Raw genomic sequence first — 16,772 nt, forward strand, 5'->3', positions numbered from 1 at the left:
CTGAATAAATTGGATTAAGAAGGTTAAAAAATCCAAAGTTGCAGAATGGAGACTATTGACATCCAAATGTTATAATGATAATGTGAAAATAGAACAACGTTTCACAATAATAAATACACATGAAATAAGGAGGTGTTTATTAGGCAAAGTAAGAAAATAGTTAAAAATTTCAGATAAGAAAAAAGAGTAAAGGAGCTTAAAGATGAGTAGCGATAAAAAGGCTAAGGAATTTAAGAAACCGACCTTTGGGTTGGCATTATGTGCACTAATGTCAGTAGTCATAAGTTTAATAGTATGTATAATGGTTTTCAAAACTGTTTCAATTCAGACAGGACTATTATTAGGAATTTTCTTTGTTACTTTAATTTCCAAAACTTTAGGTTATACATTTAATGACCTAATGAAGTTTATAAGCCATAGTATTGGAGAATCCACATTTGGATTATGGTTTTTCTTTGCCATTGGAGCAATAGTAGCTTCATGGATGGCTGCGGGAACAGTGCCTGCAATAATTTATTATGGTTTAGGTATCATTTCGCCAAAGGTTTTCCTACCAGCAGGATTACTTCTATGTAGTGTTACTGCTCTCTGTACAGGAACATCTTGGGGAACTATCGGTACAGTAGGTATAGCATTAGTTGGTATTGGACAGGGTCTTGGAATACCTCTTCCTATAACAGCGGCTATGGTAGTTTCAGGAGCTGCCTTTGGAGATAAAATGTCACCTGTTTCTGATACGCCAAACTTAACATCAATGACTTCAGGTGCGGACTTATACGAATCTATTAAAGCTATGATACAGACCATGTGGCCTGCATATGTAGTTTCACTAGTGGCATTTACCTTTTTAGGATTTAAATATGGTGGAGGACAAGGAAATCTTGCTATCATTGAAGAAACAAGAAATGTCTTAGAAGCCAACTTTAATTTACATCCAATTGTAATACTACCAATAGTAATTTTACTTATATTAAATATTAAAAAATTCCCATCTCTTCCAGCAATGACTGTAGCTGTTATTTCAGGATTATTAGTAGCTATTGTATTCCAAGGAATGAGCATTCCTACAGCATTAGAAACAATTAACTCAGGATTCTCTATAGAAACAGGATCATCCTATGTTGACCCCATATTAAACCGTGGTGGAATTCAAAAAATGTTATGGACTTTCTCTGTTGCATTTATGGCCCTGTCTTTAGGAGGAATTCTAAACAAGGTTGGATATATGGATGCATTAATTTCTGGTCTTATAAAGAGAGCTAAAACAGTTGGTTCATTAAGTTTAATAGTTATGTTATCATCAATGCTATCAACTGCTGCTTTTGGAGAAGCATATTTATCATTCATATTAAATGGTAACCTATTCAAAAAGGAATTCGATAAGAGAGGTTTAAATAGAGCTATGCTTGCTCGTCTAATAAGTGAGGGTGGTTTAATGATGACTCCTCTTATGCCTTGGACAACATTTGGAGCATTTGTTGCTACAACATTAGGGGCATCAGGATTTGAGTTTGCACCATATGCATTCTTAAATTACTTAAGTCCAGTAGTATCAGTGGCCATGTCTTACTTAGGAATAGCAGTAGTGTGGAATAATAAAAATAACAAGGGTGTAAGAAATTTCTCTGATGTGGATTTATCAGATGAACCAGAATTAGCACAATAATAACATATTAAAAAAGCATAAGCCCATTACTATATAAGGTAAATCACTTTTTAATAATGGGTAGTGGGCTTATTTATTAATAAAAATAAATAGTTTAGAAGGTGAAGATTTGAAAGTTATAATTATTGGTAATAGTGCCGCTGGGCTAGCTGCAGCAAAGACTTTCAGAAAATATGATAAAAATAGTGAGTTAACAATAATATCTAAAGAGGCAGGACTGGCTTATTCAAGGGTTTTACTTCCCTATGTTTTAAGGGGAAAAATAGAATATAACAACATCTTCATTAGAGACAAAGAGTATTATGCTGAAAATAATATTGTGTATATGGAAGATGAAGTTTTAGAAATTGATACATTAGATAAGACAGTAATTCTTAAAGGTGACAATAAAGTTTCCTATGATAAATTACTTATAGCCACAGGATCTTATGCAGTAGCTCCTCCTATTGAAGGAGTAAAGAGTGAAGGTGTATATCATATGTGGACAAAGGCTGATTTAGATAAGTTGATTCCATTATTTGATACAAAGAAAAAAGTCGCTGTAATAGGGTCTGGATTTGTTGCACTTCAAGCTGCATGGGCAGCCAAATACAGAGGATTAGATGTAAATGTAATAGAGATAGCAAATAGAGTAATGCCTAGTGTATTAGACGTGGCGGGAGCTAATTTACTTACAGATAAAATAAAAGAAAGTGGTGTTAAGTTACATACTAACACTATAACACAGAAAATAGAAAAGTTAGAAGATGGAAGTTTTGTCCTTCATCTTAAAGATAAAGAACCGATTAAGGCAGATTTTATCATTGTAGGTACAGGAGTTCGTAGTAACCTAAGCTTTATAGAAGGTACAGGAATAGAACATGATAGAGCCATTTTTGTAAATGAAAATATGAAAACTAATATTGAAGATGTATACTCAGCAGGAGATGTGGCTGCAGGACCTACAACTTTTGGAGATAAACATTTAACCCATGCCCTTTGGCCAACAGCTGTAGAAATGGGTGAAGTTGCAGGAGCTAATATGGCAGGAAAAAATATAAAATATAGGGGAAGCTTAAATATGAATGTTACTCAAATGTATGATGTAACAGTTGCCTCTATGGGATTATTTAATGATGATCATATCCATAGTTCTTATGTGTTTGATATGAATGAGCACAAAGGCTATGTTAAAATATGCTATAAAAACGATTTAATAGTAGGAGCGTGCTTAGTAGGAAATTCAGAATCAGTAAAATTATTTGGAAAGCTTAGAACCATAATTAGAAAAAATATTAAGGCAGATTGTGTACCAGAGAAACTTGAAAATTACCTAGATATTAAAATATTTAGTAGCAGAGTATAGATGGAGGTTAGAATATGAAAGTTATAACCATGGACACCACAAAGTGCGTAGGTTGTAGAAATTGTGAGCTTGCATGTGCTTTTGCAAACTCTAAAGCTACTTGTGAAAGAAAAGAATCTAAAATTAAAGTAAATCATTATATAGATGAACATGCTGTTATTCCTATGACATGTCTACACTGTGAAGAAGCCTGGTGTATGAATGTATGTCCAGCAGCAGCAATTAGCAGGGAAGAAGAAACAGGAGCAGTTGTAATTGACAGTAGCAAATGTGCTGGATGTAAAATGTGCATATTAGCCTGTCCTTACGGAAATATACACTTTGATGAAGAAAAACTAGTAAGTACTAAGTGTAATTTATGTGATGGAAATCCAAGATGTGTTGGACACTGTGTAGCTGCGGCTCTTAACTATGAAGATATAGAAGAATATACTGAAAGAACTAGAAAAAAAATAGATATGAGAATTGCTGAGACGTTTAAACATTCATGTAAGTAAGGAGATGTTACTGATGGGAGAAAAGAAGGTAGTCAAAACAACCTGTAGAATGTGCGGAACCCTATGTGGTATAGACGCACATATAGAAGATAACAAAGTTGTACACATTGAAGGTAATAAAGATAGCGTTTTAAATAAGGGAAGAATATGTATTAAAGGAAGTTCAGCTGTTACATGGCTAAACCATCAAGATAGACTTATGAAGCCTTTGAAGAAAAATGAAAATGGCGAGTTTGAAGAAATTGAATTAGAACAAGCCATGGACGAAATAGCAGAGAAACTTCTTAATATTCAAAAGAAGTATGGAGACAATGCTATAGGTGTTTGGAAGGGTGAAGGTATTGACTTTGCACAGCAAGAAGAGTTAGCAAGAAGATGGATCCATGCTGTAGGATCACCAAACTATTTTTCAAACGATACTCAATGTTTTGCTAGTAGATACTTATCTTTCAATTTAGTATACGGTTGTTGGCCACAAGCTGATTATGAAAATTCAAAAATGATAATCAACTGGGGTACTAATGCACCACTATCTCACTCATATTGGATGCAACAAATAAATATGGGTAGGGAAAAGGGAGCCACTTTAGTTGTAATAGATACTAGATATACAGAAATTGCTAGACAAGCTGATATATTCATAAAGATAAAACCAGGTACTGACTCAGCATTAGCCTGGGGTATTATAAGAGAAATGATAAGAAGAGATGAAATCGATCATGAGTTTATAGAAAACTTCACAGTTGGTTTTCCTGAGCTTAAGGAATATGCACAAGAATTTACTTTCGAGAGGGTAGAGGAAATCACAGGAGTTGAAGGTAAATACATCACAATGATGGTAGATGCCATAGCTAAGGCTAGACCTTGTGTTTCAAGTTGGGCAGGTACTGGACTCGAGCATCAATCAAATGGAGTTAACAGTATTAGGGCCGTAACTATGATTGATGCAATAGCAGGAGCTACAGATAGAAAAGGTGGAATGAAAACACCTTCTGGATTTGGAATGAGAGGCCTAACAATTTATGATGAAAAGCCCCTATTAGAATTAAAGCCCATTGGAGCAGAAAAATATCCAGTTTTATATGAAAGAAGACAAGAATGTCACACATTAATGCTAATGGATCAAATACTTAGCTCAAAGCCATATCCATTTAAGGGACTAGTTATGACAGCAGCAAACCCTGTTTTAACTAATGCTAATTCAAATAAGGTGGAAGCTGCATTATCAGAACTTGACTTATTAGTTGTAAAGGACTTATTTATGACTGAAACTGCTAAGTTTGCTGATTATATATTACCAGCAGCTTCTTATTTAGAAAGGGAAGAAGTATTTTGCAACTCAGCAAAGCAAGCTGCATTCATAACAGGAAAGCATATAGACAATGGACTTCAAACTGAATATGAATTATTTAAAGGGCTTGCTGAAAGAATGAATGCAGGAGACTATTTCCCATGGAAGGATGACCATGAATTAACAGAATGGTTACTTGAACCTACAGGATATACAGTAGCTGATCTTAAGACTAATCCAAGTGGATTTATATTTGGTGAATATGAATATGAAAAACATATAAGAAAAGCTGCAAATGGAGAAAAACCATTTAATACTCCTACTGGAAAGGTAGAGTTATTCTCCCAATACCTGGTAGATAAAGGGATAGAAGGATTAGATGGAGTACCAGAATATCATGCACCTGCATATGTGAAAAATAACGAAAAAGAATATCCATATCTTTTAATGACGGGTGCTAGAAAGCAAAAGTACTTCCATGGAAGATACAGAAATATACCTCAATTATATAAATCAGAGCCCCATGGAGCTTTAGAAATCCATCCAGAGGATGCAAAGGAATTAGGTGTAAAAAATGGAGATAGAGTAAGAGTTACATCTAGGATAGGTAGTGTAGATACTTATGTGGAAGTTGTACATAAAAAAGAAATATACAAAGGTGCTGTACAACATACCCACGGTTTTGTAAATGAAAACATTAACAGAGTAACTTACGATGATGTGACAGATTCTATTTCAGGTTTCCCAAGTTTAAAGGCAGTACAGGTGAAAATTGAGAAAATATAATACATTTTATATATTTTATTTTAATATAAATTAATATTAGAGATTAAGAGCTTATTTTCACTAGAAAAAAATCTAGTGGAAACAAGCACTATTTTCCGGGAAATATGAAAGGAGAAACTTATGAGTAAAGTTAAAATTAATGCCAATAGATGTAAAGAATGTGGCTTATGTGTAGTAAATTGTCCTAAAAAGGCAATAAAGTTTAGTGAGGAAATTAACAATTCAGGATATAAGCCTGTAGAAATTAATGATGAACTATGTATCGCCTGTGGAATTTGTTATGTAACATGTCCAGATGGCGTATATGAAATAGCATAAGGGAGGAAGAGTCATGGCAGAAATGTGGAAAGGTAACCATGCCATAGCTGAAGCAGCAGTTAGAGCAGGTTGTAAGTTTTACGCAGGATACCCTATAACACCATCAACAGAGATTATGGAGTATCTTTCATATAGATTACCTGAGCTTGGAAGAGCTTTTGTACAAGCTGAGAGTGAAATCGCAGGTGTAAATATGATTATAGGGGGAGCAGCCTGTGGGTATAGATGTTTAACTGCTTCTTCAGGACCTGGAATCAGTTTAAAGCAAGAAGGTATGTCCGTACTTGCTGATGAAGAATTAGCAGCTGTAGTAATCAACGTAGTACGTTATGGAAACGGACTTGGAACACTATACTCAGCACAATGTGACTACCACAGAGAAACTAGAGGTGGAGGAAATGGTGACTATAGAGTAATCGTTTTATGTCCAGCTAGTATTCAAGAAGCAGTAGAACATGTATTCTTAGCTTTTGATTTAGCAGAAAAATATAGAATAGTAACTATGATTATGACTGAAGGTGCACTTGGTCAAATGATGGAGCCAGTAGAACTTCCAGACTTTATTGAGCCAAAGAGACAACCTTGGGCATTAGATGGACAATATAGCTATAAAAAGATTGGTATATTTGATAGAAATTCAATGACAGAAGCTGTTGAATTAAATGAAAAGCATGATTTAATTAAGGCTAATGAGCAAAGATGGGAAGATGGAGGACTTGAAGATGCAGATTATGTATTTGTTTCCTATGGACTTCCAGGACAAAGTACAAAGGGTGCTGTTGAGCAATTGAGAAAAGAAGGACATAAAGTAGGATTTATAAGACCTATAACAGCTTGGCCTTTCCCAGAAAAAGCATTTGAAAAGATCAATAAGGATGTAAAGGGTGTTATAACTGTAGAAGCTAATGCTACGGGACAGTTAATTGATGATGTGGCACTATTTACAAAGAAAGTAATAAATGACAAAAACGTACCAGCATATTGCTTACCATATGTTTATGGAATACCTGCTATGAAAGATATAAAGAGTGATTTTATGAAAATAGTAGCTGGGGAAATAAAGGAGGTATATTAATATGGCCATGAAGAGAAAGGTTCCTGAAATGATTGACAAGCCTATGAACTTTTGCCCTGGCTGTGGTCACGGAATAGTAATCAGATTAATATGTGAAGTTTTAGAAGAAGTTGGGCAAGACAAGAATGTAATATTCCCAATTGGGGTAGGATGTTCTTCAAACCTTGGAGGAGGACTTACAGCTGATAGATTCCACTGCCCTCATGGTAGAGCATCTGCAGTTGCAACGGGAATGAAAAGAGTATCTCCAGAAAATATTATAGTTTCATATCAAGGAGATGGAGATGCATACAGTATTGGTATAGCTGAAACTATCAATGCAGCTTATAGAAATGAAAAAATTACAGTTATAACTGTTAATAATACAAACTTTGGTATGACTGGTGGACAAATGAGTTGGACTACTATGCCTAACCAAAAGACCACTACGTCTCAATTAGGAAGAGATTGTGAAGTGACAGGAGTTCCAATTAAGTTCCCAGAAATGGTAGCATCACAGTTTAATCCAGCATATGTGGCAAGGGGAAGTGTACATACTCCTGGTGAAATCAACAAGTTAAAGAAATATATTAAAAATGCCATTGAAGCACAAGTAAATGGTGAGGGGTATTCCCTTGTGGAAGTATTATCACCATGCCCAGTTAACTGGGGAATGTCTCCAATAAAGGCAATGGAAAGAATAGCAACAGATCTTGTTCCATATTATCCTCTTGGGGAACTTAAGCAAAGGGAGGCGAAATAGATGAAGGAATTAGTATTTGCAGGTTTTGGAGGACAAGGGGTATTAACTTCAGGTCTTGTTATTGCAGATATAGCAGCAGCAAAGGATCTTAAGGTAACTTGGATGCCTTCCTATGGTTCAGCTATGAGAGGTGGTACAGCAAACTGTACTGTAAAGTATGGAGAAGGAGCAATCTATAATCCATCCTTAGAAGAACCAGATGTATTATTAGCCATGAATAATCCATCATATAGCATGTTTATTAACAAGGTAAAGCCTGGTGGAATAGTACTAATAAATAGTGAACTGGTAACATGTGACTTAGGAAATAGAGATGATATTACTATCTACAAAATTCCATGTAATTCAATAGCTAATGAATTAGGACATGGAAAGGGTGCTAATATAGTTATGACAGGGGCTATTATAAAGGCCACAGGAAGCTTTACAAAGGAAGAAGCTATAGAGGCAATGAACAATATGTTTGCTAAAAAGGGTAAATCAAAATTTGCTGAAATAAATACTAAAGCATTTGAAGCTGGGTATGAAGCCATATAATGAATATTTCAGGGAGCTAGACATTTGTCTGGCTCCCTTTTTAAAAAGGATTTGTATTTTTAGGTGAAATATTCAATTTCTCCATTTTCAAAGTTATCCTTAATAAGACCGATAATATATTCTTTCATTTCAGAACTTTCTTCCTTGGGATATACATGTTTAAATTTCCCATAGGGTCCCCACTTTAACATTCTTTTTTCTTCATTTAAGTCGAGTTCCGTATTAGGAAATCTAGTAAGTATCAATTCTTTGGCCGTGGCAGTGAACCTATGTTGAATAAGTTCAAAGGTAATTTTATCATTGTAGTTATCTAAGTGAGCCTTTAGTTTATGGACTAATTCTTTATAATCTTTTTTCCAATTATCATAAATCATTATGGGAGCAATGATAAAACCTAGGGGATAACCAGCACTTGCGATTTTTCTTGCCCCTTCTAATCTTTCTTCAAAGGTACATGTGCCATGTTCGAATTTATTTATTACGTATTTAGTATTTATACTAAATCTAAATTTGGTATGGTTATTATGTTTTATATTTAAGAAAGAATCCACATTATCATATTTTGTAATGATCCTAAGTCTGCCCTTTTCACTTTCTGCAAAAAATTCAATAGACCTTTTTAAATTTCCAGTTAAATGCTCAAGGGCCACAGGATCTGTAATACTACCTGATTCAAAGGTAGTTATATTTGGAAGATTATTATCCATATGATTTTTTAGCACACTAAGTATTTCATCAATATTTACAAAGACCTTCATAAAGGGCTTTTCACCTTGAGTTGTTTGCAAATAGCAATACTCACAGTGTCCAGGGCAAGAACTAGATAATGAGAATTGATAGTCGGCAGAGGGTTTACAGGGCCTCAATTTTTTTTGTCCATTTATAGTAACATAAATGGTCTTCTTAGCTTTAGCGTAGTTCTCAACAGGTGTTTTACCATCAATAATAACCTTTCTAGATTTAATAATAGGTACATTGTAATTTTCTAGGTGTGCTAAAAGATTTTTTCCCACATGATATTTAAGAATTCTAGGATCTATGTAAGCAATATCTGGTATAAATAATTTCATAGAGTTCACCTCTTTAATAGGTTTTCCATTTACTTATAGTACTATATAGGTAACATATAGTATAAATCCCATAAATATTTTAAAAGAATATGTGGGCATAATAATCATAGAAATGGAGGTGATTATTATGGAGAAAAAGGTTGTTGTTGAAAATACGTTAAAGCCTTATATTGAATTCCTTGAAGAAAGTGGATATGATGTGCATAAATTATATAAAAATGAAAATGCAAGTAGGATAGAATCCACTAAATATGATGGAGTTGTAGTATCAAGTACAAAGAGTATTCCAATAAAAAGGAATTCAAAACTTAATGTACCCATTATTGAAGCAGAAGGAAAAACTCCCAAAGAGGTGCTTGATATATTGATAACTAGCCATGATAATGGCATGAGATAAATATTAATTATAAAAAAAATAAATTAGAGCTAATATCCTATACCAGGTGGATGTTAGCTCCTTTGAGTTTTTATGAATACCTTTAATAAATATATACTCCTGTACCATCATTCATATTATCATATACCCACTTGGCATCATCTACACTTAATCTAACACAGCCATGGGAGAGAGATTGGCCTAGGCGTGAATCAACAATATTCTTTCCCCTAGAATCGAATAAAACCGAATGGAAATAATAATGTCCAAAGAATTTAACTTTGTATTTGGCCCTTACTTTTCCATTATATGAAGTAAGCCATAGAGCCCTTCCAGTAATGGTAAAATTACCTTTTATGGTTGGTGTGGAGGCTTTCCCATCTGTACATACCATTGTTTTAGTAAGATTCCAATTTTTATTTTCTCCCTCAAAAACATAAACCACATTTGCCTTTGTATTAATCCATATATAATAATTTGTTTTACTAGTGAAATCTCTTTCGTTTATAAGGGCTTCTAATTTTTCCTTTTCAGTAAGAACCTCTTCATATATTATAATTTCTTCTGAACATTTACTTGTGTATTTTCCAAACCTATCTTTAACATATAGGACAGCCTTATATGTTCCTGGATTCCTTGGAGTGTAATGGACCCTATCATCATCGCAAAGGAGGCTATCATATACTACAGTTCTATCCTTAAGTATATACCAATGATACCTTAAACTATCTCCTTGGGCTGAAGCTGAAAAGGTAAGGGGTGTATTAACAGGTTCTTTACCACTTTTATCTATCCAAATAGAATTTATTTTAATAGGAGTAATAATATTAATTTCCTCTGATAATTTACTTGTGGTAATTCCATTTTCATCTTTAATCTTCAAAAGAATCTGGTATGTGCCAACTTCATCCATTGTATAATCCAAAAAATTTTCTTCATCATAGTACTTTTTATATAATTCATCAAAATCTTTAAATATGGTCCATTGATAAATTAAATTTTTTCCCCTACATATGGCCTTAAATCTGAATGTAGTTCCAGTTAACTCCATATTACTTTTATCAAAACCTATTGAATCTATCTTTGGGTAAATTTCATCTAAATCTTTCAGATGTTCACTGGAACAACTTATTTTATCCTTTTCTTCAATGGGAGACTCATTGCTTTGTGCATATATTTCATTAGACCATAAAAGCTGTATTTGAACCAAAGATAAAATGAAAATCAGGGAAAAACAAATAATACCTTTAAGTTTACCTAACATAGTACCCCTCCATATTTAGATAATTTCTCTTTAAGGTAAATATATGTGTATTACCCAGGTCCTATGAAAGAATATGTTTTAAGTTTCATATGACTACAAATTTCCTGAAGTAGGCTCACGTGAAGCAAGTTTATAAACCATAAATCTATAATAGAAATAAGTGAAAAATTATGATATAAATATATTATGAGTATAAATATATTCTAAGTATAAAAATATAAGGGGCGGATAAAAATATGAGTAACTTTAAATTATCAACGTATGAACATTTAACAGGTGCAACTAAGCAAACTCCTGCATTTTCATGTGTGGCACAAGGAAGTGGATTTTTTTATGCTAAAAAGGGAGCCATGGTAGCAGATAAAGGACAATTTAAATACGAGAAAATATTACTAGATCCAAATGCTGGTACGGGTTTGGCTAGGGGAATCTTAAATAGTGTTACTCGTAGATTAACAGGGGAAAATATGGAAATTATGAAAGTTACAGGTAACGGAATGTGCATATTAGCATGGCAAGGAAGAAATGTAACTATCGTTCCATTACGACCAGGGGAAGATGTTGGAGTAGAATCAGAAAACATTTTAGCTTTCTCAGGAAATTTAAAATATAGTGTTAGATTCATAGGATCAGGAGTCTTATCTCAAAAGGGACTATTTACTACTAGTTTTAAGAATAATTCAGGTCAAGATGGATACGTGGCTGTAATTACTGATGGAAATGCAATTGTAATGGAAACTCCTTGTAGAGTAGATCCTGATGCAGTCATCTGCTGGACTGGTCCAGATCCAGGACTTAAAGCAGATGTAAATTGGAAGACATTCATAGGTCAAACATCTGGAGAGTCTTATATGTTTGAATTTAATCAAGGAGGACACCATGTAGTGTTACAACCTTCTGAAAGAAAATCTGGCCTTGACATTGGTATTGACAGAGGAGAACAGGTGGGTACCCAATCAAGTGCATTTGGCAATACTCAACAAAACATGAATGATACATTTGGTCAAGTAACAAATACACTAGGAAATTTCTTCGATAGATAAAAAAAGGAGGTAATAAAATGGGATTAAATGGTCTTGGTGGACTAGGAAGTGGAAATAATAACGTAGCACAACAACCTCAGGAACAAACAACAGGTTTAGGAGGTCTTGGTGGATTAGGTACAGGTATGGAGACACAGGCACAACCACAACCAACAAATATGAACACACCTGCTAATCAAAAGGTGTCCCTAAAAAAGGGTCAAAAGGTATCATTAAAGAAAATGGCAGCAGATGCAGGGGTAAATGGAGGAACTCTATCTAAGGTTAAAGTTGGCCTTGGATGGGATACTAATAGATATGATGGTGGGTATGAGTTTGACTTAGATGCATTTACTTTTGCTGTTAAAGCTGATGGTAAAGTAAGAAATGCAGGAGATTTCATATTCTTTAATAATATGAGATTAAGTGATGGTTCTATCCAATTGATGGGAGATAATAGAACAGGAGCAGGTTCAGGAGACGATGAAGTAGTAGAAGTGGATTTAAATAGTGTATCTCCTGAAATTCAAAAGATTGTATTTACTATCATAATAAATGAAGCAGAACAGAGACGACAAAATTTTGGTATGGTTGGAAATGCTTTTGTTAGGTTAGTTGATACAAATACTAACAAAGAATTTTTAAGATATGATCTTTCTGAAGATTATAGTACGGAAACAGCCGTAGTTGTGGGAGAAATATATAGACATAATGGAGAATGGAAATTCACTGCAATAGGAAGTGGATTTAATGATGGATTACCTGCATTATGTGCTTGTTATGGAGTAGATGCAGAATAATAATTTTTATGAAAAATATTAAAAAATTAGGTAGTGATAGAAAATATCACTACTTTTTTTGAAATAATATTGAATATGATTCCTTTCTTCATTATTACTGGGTAATCTCACCACTGTATTTTTAAAATGAGCCTTATGTTTAATTTTTAAAAATTGTTATAGATATTCAACTTTAAGATTTAATTTTATTTATAATTTAATTTAGATTATCCTATATTGTATATTTTGTGAGATCTATATTTTTATAAAATAATATATTTAATTTTCAAGTTGTTTATTTATATAATAAACTTAATAATATGAAATTATAGGATTAATGAGGTGATAGTGATGAAGAAAAATCTTTCTCTTCAAACTAAAATTACTATGCTAATAACCGTGTTAATTCTCGCATCAATAGGCATAAGTATTTTATTTGTAGGAAAATGGTCATTAGATAATATTCAAAAGAAGGTGGAAGATAATATAAAAAATGTATCATTAATATTAGCTAGTTCACCTGATATCAAAAGGGCTTTGAAGGAAAAGAATTCTACAAAGGTTCAAAATACAATCCATAAACTATTAGATAGATTAGATGGAGTAGATATTATTACTATAGCTGATATGAATGGAATAAGATATGCTCATCCAAATCCAAATAGGATTGGAAAACCTTTTGTAGGAGGGGATGAAGTAAGGGTAATAAAGGAAGGGGTAAGTTATATATCTCAAGCTAAGGGGACGCTTGGGATTTCCATTAGGGCCTTTGAACCAATTTTTTATAGGGAAGAACAAATTGGTTTTGTAATGGTAGGAGTACTATATGAAGAGATTAAAGAATTTAGAGCACATGCTCTCACAACCATATTTGGATTTACTTTATTTGGAATAGTTTTAGGAATAATAGGTGCATTAGCCATTGGAAAGAGAACAAGAGATAGTCTTTTAGGTTTAGAACCTGATGAAATTGTGTATTTGTATAAAGAAAATAGGGCTATGATTGAAGCCATAAGGGAAGGTATCATTGCCATTGATGGAAAGGGAAGGATTACTTTAGTTAATGATTATGCCATAAAAATACTAAATATAAATAACAAAAATGTAATAGGAGAATATGTATTAGATGTATTTCCCACAAGTAGATTATTAGACGTTTTAAAAAGTGGAGAAAGTGAGTTTAATGAAGAACAAATCATTAATGATACGGTCATATTAACTAATAGGGTTCCCATGAAGGATGGAGATGAAATTATAGGAGCAATGGCTTCTTTTAATGATAGGACAAAAGTTAAACGTTTGGCTGAAGAGATTACAGGGGTAAGGCAAATTATTCAAGCGTTAAGGGCCAATACCCACGAATTTATGAATAAATTACATGTTATATTAGGTCTTATAAAGTTAAATGAAATAGACGAAGTAAGAGCATATATTAAAGATGTGGTAAAGGAACAGGAGCAAGTAAGATTTTTCCTCATGAAAAAAATAAAGAACCCGACTATTTCAGCAATCATATTAGGGAAGCTAAATAGAGCAAAAGAACTTAGTATTAACATGGAACTAGATGAAAATTCTTATTTGGAAAAACACTATAAAAATATTCAGAATGATAATTTAGTCACTATTATTGGAAATTTACTGGATAATGGAATGGAAGCCATTGTGAAAAAAGAAGAGGATGGGGAGATTTATTTTAGAATAGAAGATGTTAATAATTTTATAGAAATAGAAGTCCATGATAATGGTATTGGTATAGAAGAGGAAAATATAGATAAGATCTTTAAAAGGGAATTTACAACAAAGGTGGATGAAGGAGGCATAGGATTATTTTTAGTTGATAAAACCATGAAACAATTAAATGGTGAATTTTTTGTAGATTCAAAGTACAAAGAAGGAACATGTATTTTGGTTAGAATACCTAAGGAGGGAAAAATATGATTCGTGTACTTGTAGTAGAAGATGATCCTATGTTGGCTGAATTGAATAGAAGATTTATAGAGAAAATAGATGGATTTACCGTTGAATTTGTTGCAAAGAATGGGGAAGATGCCCTTGAGAAAATAAAAAATGATAAAATTGATTTAGTCATATTAGATGTTTATATGCCTAAGATTGATGGAATTGAATTTTTTAGGAGGGTTAGAAAACAAAATAAAATGATAGATTTTATTTTAGTTACAGCAGCAAATGATACGGATAAAATTAAGGAGGCATTAAAACTAGGTGCAGTAGATTACCTGGTAAAGCCCTTCGAATTTGAAAGATTAGAAAAGTCCTTATTAAATTATAAAGTTAGAAAGGATTTATTAATAAAAAAGCCCTTTATTAATCAAAAGGAACTAGATAAACTCTTTATAGGGTCATATGAAGAAGAAAGAGTAAAAGACTTGAAAAAGGGATTACACAAAATTACTTTAAATAGAATAATCAAGTTTTTAAAAGAAAATAAAGAAGAATTATTGTCTAGTGAAATCATATCAGAAAATATGAGTATGTCTAAAGTTACCATTAGGAGGTATTTAGATTATTTAGAGGAAATAGGAAGTATTGAGAAAAAAATAGAATATGGTTCTAGGGGAAGGCCTTCTTATCTTTATAAATATAAATAAAAATAAATAATAAAATAAATAAAACTCTTATTGACAAAACATTGTCTATAAGAGTTTTTTTAATGGGCATAGGGTATTTTTTATTTGAGAAATAATTAACCATATATTTTTTATTTAGAAAAACTTTAGAATAAGTTCTAAATATTAAATAAAGTATGCAAATTATCTATAATTTTAAATAGCAGAAATTAATTTCAAAGGATAGAAGAGAGGAATGAAAAAATGGATTATTCTAAAAAAGCATTAGAGGTTCATGAGGAATATAAGGGAAAAATTAGTGTCATATCTAAGGTTCCTGTTACTAATAAGGAGGAATTAAGTGTAGCATATACACCAGGTGTTGCTGAACCATGCAGAAGGATTGCGGAAAATAAGAAAGATGTATATAAATATACTTCAAAGGCGAACTTGGTTGCAGTTGTAAGTGATGGAACTGCTGTACTTGGTCTTGGAGATATTGGACCTGAAGCTGCCATGCCTGTAATGGAAGGTAAAGCTGTACTTTTCAAAGAGTTTGCAGGGGTAGATGCATTTCCTATATGTGTGGATACGAAGGATGTGGATGAAATTGTAGACCTAGTAAAAAAGTTGGCTCCTACCTTTGGAGGAATTAATCTTGAGGACATTTCTGCTCCAAGGTGTATTGAAATTGAGAAAAGACTTAAGGAAGAATTGGATATTCCTGTATTTCATGATGATCAGCATGGAACTGCCATTGTAACAACGGCAGGATTAATAAATGGATTAAAATTGGTAAACAAAAAATGGGAAGACATAAAAATCGTAGTGAACGGATCAGGGGCGGCAGGATCTGCAATTGTTAAGATGTTGCTGAACATGAATGCAAAGAATATTTTAGTATGCGGCAGAAATGGAATATTATATGAAGGCAAAGTGGGGAATGATGCACTAAAAGAAGAGTTAGCTAAAATTACAAATCCTAATAATGGAAAGGGAATATTAGAAGATGCTATGAAAAATGCTGATGTATTCATTGGTGTTTCAGCTCCAAATGTGGTGACAAAAGAAATGGTAGCTTCCATGAATGAGGATGCAATTATATTTGCCATGGCTAATCCTATTCCAGAGATTATGCCACATTTAGCAAAGGAAGCAGGAGCAAGAATAGTAGGTTCAGGAAGATCTGATTTTGCAAATCAAATTAATAATGTTCTAGCATTTCCAGGAATATTCAAGGGAGCCTTAGCTGTAAGGGCAAGTGACATTAATGAAGAAATGAAGGTTGCAGCAGCTAATGCTATTGCACAAATTATTGATGAGAGTGAATTACATGAGGAATACATCATTCCAAAGCCATTTGATGAAAGAATTGTAAAAACTGTTGCAAAGGCTGTTGAGAAGGCTGCTAAGGATACAGGTATTTCGAGAATATAA

16 protein-coding genes are annotated in these 16,772 nt (G+C 33.0%); 14 read left to right on the forward strand and 2 right to left on the reverse strand.

Going from position 1 to position 16,772, the window contains the following annotated elements; translation table 11 throughout:
• Nucleotides 1–202 precede the first annotated feature (202 nt).
• From nhaC to N4A57_RS04020, 8 genes are all read left to right on the forward strand, one after another.
• A complete protein-coding gene (gene nhaC, locus N4A57_RS03985) occupies nt 203–1,666 on the forward strand; it encodes a Na+/H+ antiporter NhaC (RefSeq protein ID WP_293656283.1) in 1,464 nt (487 codons plus the stop codon).
• Nucleotides 1,667–1,775: 109 nt separating this feature from the next.
• A complete protein-coding gene (locus tag N4A57_RS03990) occupies nt 1,776–3,011 on the forward strand; it encodes an NAD(P)/FAD-dependent oxidoreductase (RefSeq protein WP_293656284.1) in 1,236 nt (411 codons plus the stop codon).
• 14 nt (nt 3,012–3,025) lie between these two features.
• A complete protein-coding gene (locus N4A57_RS03995) occupies nt 3,026–3,508 on the forward strand; it encodes a 4Fe-4S dicluster domain-containing protein (RefSeq protein ID WP_293656285.1) in 483 nt (160 codons plus the stop codon).
• A gap of 13 nt (nt 3,509–3,521) precedes the next feature.
• Nucleotides 3,522–5,585: a molybdopterin-containing oxidoreductase family protein gene (locus tag N4A57_RS04000; RefSeq protein WP_293656286.1), complete on the forward strand. Its 2,064-nt coding sequence runs from the start codon at nt 3,522–3,524 to the stop codon at nt 5,583–5,585.
• 120 nt (nt 5,586–5,705) lie between these two features.
• The gene (locus N4A57_RS04005) at nt 5,706–5,903 is read left to right on the forward strand and encodes a 4Fe-4S binding protein (RefSeq protein ID WP_293656287.1); all 198 of its coding nucleotides are present in this window, start codon (nt 5,706–5,708) and stop codon (nt 5,901–5,903) included.
• A 13-nt stretch (nt 5,904–5,916) separates the two neighbouring features.
• The gene (locus N4A57_RS04010) at nt 5,917–6,978 is read left to right on the forward strand and encodes a 3-methyl-2-oxobutanoate dehydrogenase subunit beta (RefSeq protein WP_293656288.1); all 1,062 of its coding nucleotides are present in this window, start codon (nt 5,917–5,919) and stop codon (nt 6,976–6,978) included.
• Between the two features lies 1 nt (nt 6,979).
• The gene (locus N4A57_RS04015; RefSeq protein WP_293656289.1) at nt 6,980–7,720 is read left to right on the forward strand and encodes a thiamine pyrophosphate-dependent enzyme; all 741 of its coding nucleotides are present in this window, start codon (nt 6,980–6,982) and stop codon (nt 7,718–7,720) included.
• Nucleotides 7,721–8,257 (forward strand): 2-oxoacid:acceptor oxidoreductase family protein, encoded by a 537-nt coding sequence (locus N4A57_RS04020; RefSeq protein ID WP_293656290.1) that lies wholly within the window; start codon nt 7,721–7,723, stop codon nt 8,255–8,257.
• A gap of 59 nt (nt 8,258–8,316) precedes the next feature.
• Here the strand turns inward: N4A57_RS04020 and splB are convergent, their stop codons facing one another.
• The gene (splB, locus tag N4A57_RS04025; protein ID WP_293656291.1) at nt 8,317–9,327 is read right to left on the reverse strand and encodes a spore photoproduct lyase; all 1,011 of its coding nucleotides are present in this window, start codon (nt 9,325–9,327) and stop codon (nt 8,317–8,319) included.
• Between the two features lie 127 nt (nt 9,328–9,454).
• Here splB and N4A57_RS04030 point away from each other — a divergent pair, with 127 nt between their 5' ends.
• The gene (locus N4A57_RS04030) at nt 9,455–9,724 is read left to right on the forward strand and encodes a YkuS family protein (protein WP_293656292.1); all 270 of its coding nucleotides are present in this window, start codon (nt 9,455–9,457) and stop codon (nt 9,722–9,724) included.
• Nucleotides 9,725–9,806: 82 nt separating this feature from the next.
• Here the strand turns inward: N4A57_RS04030 and N4A57_RS04035 are convergent, their stop codons facing one another.
• Nucleotides 9,807–10,967, reverse strand: a complete 1,161-nt coding sequence (locus N4A57_RS04035; RefSeq protein WP_293656293.1) for a L,D-transpeptidase family protein — start codon at nt 10,965–10,967, stop codon at nt 9,807–9,809.
• A 236-nt stretch (nt 10,968–11,203) separates the two neighbouring features.
• Here N4A57_RS04035 and N4A57_RS04040 point away from each other — a divergent pair, with 236 nt between their 5' ends.
• The 5 genes from N4A57_RS04040 to N4A57_RS04060 all read left to right on the forward strand — a co-directional run bounded on the left by N4A57_RS04040 (nt 11,204) and on the right by N4A57_RS04060 (nt 16,772).
• Nucleotides 11,204–12,010 (forward strand): AIM24 family protein, encoded by an 807-nt coding sequence (locus N4A57_RS04040; protein ID WP_293656294.1) that lies wholly within the window; start codon nt 11,204–11,206, stop codon nt 12,008–12,010.
• A 17-nt stretch (nt 12,011–12,027) separates the two neighbouring features.
• Entirely contained in the window at nt 12,028–12,789 is a 762-nt protein-coding gene (locus N4A57_RS04045; RefSeq protein ID WP_330671443.1) for a TerD family protein, read from the forward strand.
• A 330-nt stretch (nt 12,790–13,119) separates the two neighbouring features.
• Nucleotides 13,120–14,706, forward strand: coding sequence for an ATP-binding protein (locus tag N4A57_RS04050; RefSeq protein ID WP_293656295.1), 1,587 nt, complete (start codon nt 13,120–13,122; stop codon nt 14,704–14,706).
• Nucleotides 14,703–15,377, forward strand: a complete 675-nt coding sequence (locus N4A57_RS04055; protein ID WP_293656296.1) for a response regulator — start codon at nt 14,703–14,705, stop codon at nt 15,375–15,377. The genes N4A57_RS04050 and N4A57_RS04055 overlap by 4 nt, the downstream gene beginning before the upstream one ends.
• Before the next feature lie 222 nt (nt 15,378–15,599).
• Nucleotides 15,600–16,772, forward strand: a complete 1,173-nt coding sequence (locus N4A57_RS04060; protein ID WP_293656297.1) for an NAD(P)-dependent malic enzyme — start codon at nt 15,600–15,602, stop codon at nt 16,770–16,772.

The organism is Anaeromicrobium sp. (assembly GCF_025210435.1).
Taxonomy (GTDB): Bacteria; Bacillota; Clostridia; order Peptostreptococcales; family Thermotaleaceae; genus Anaeromicrobium.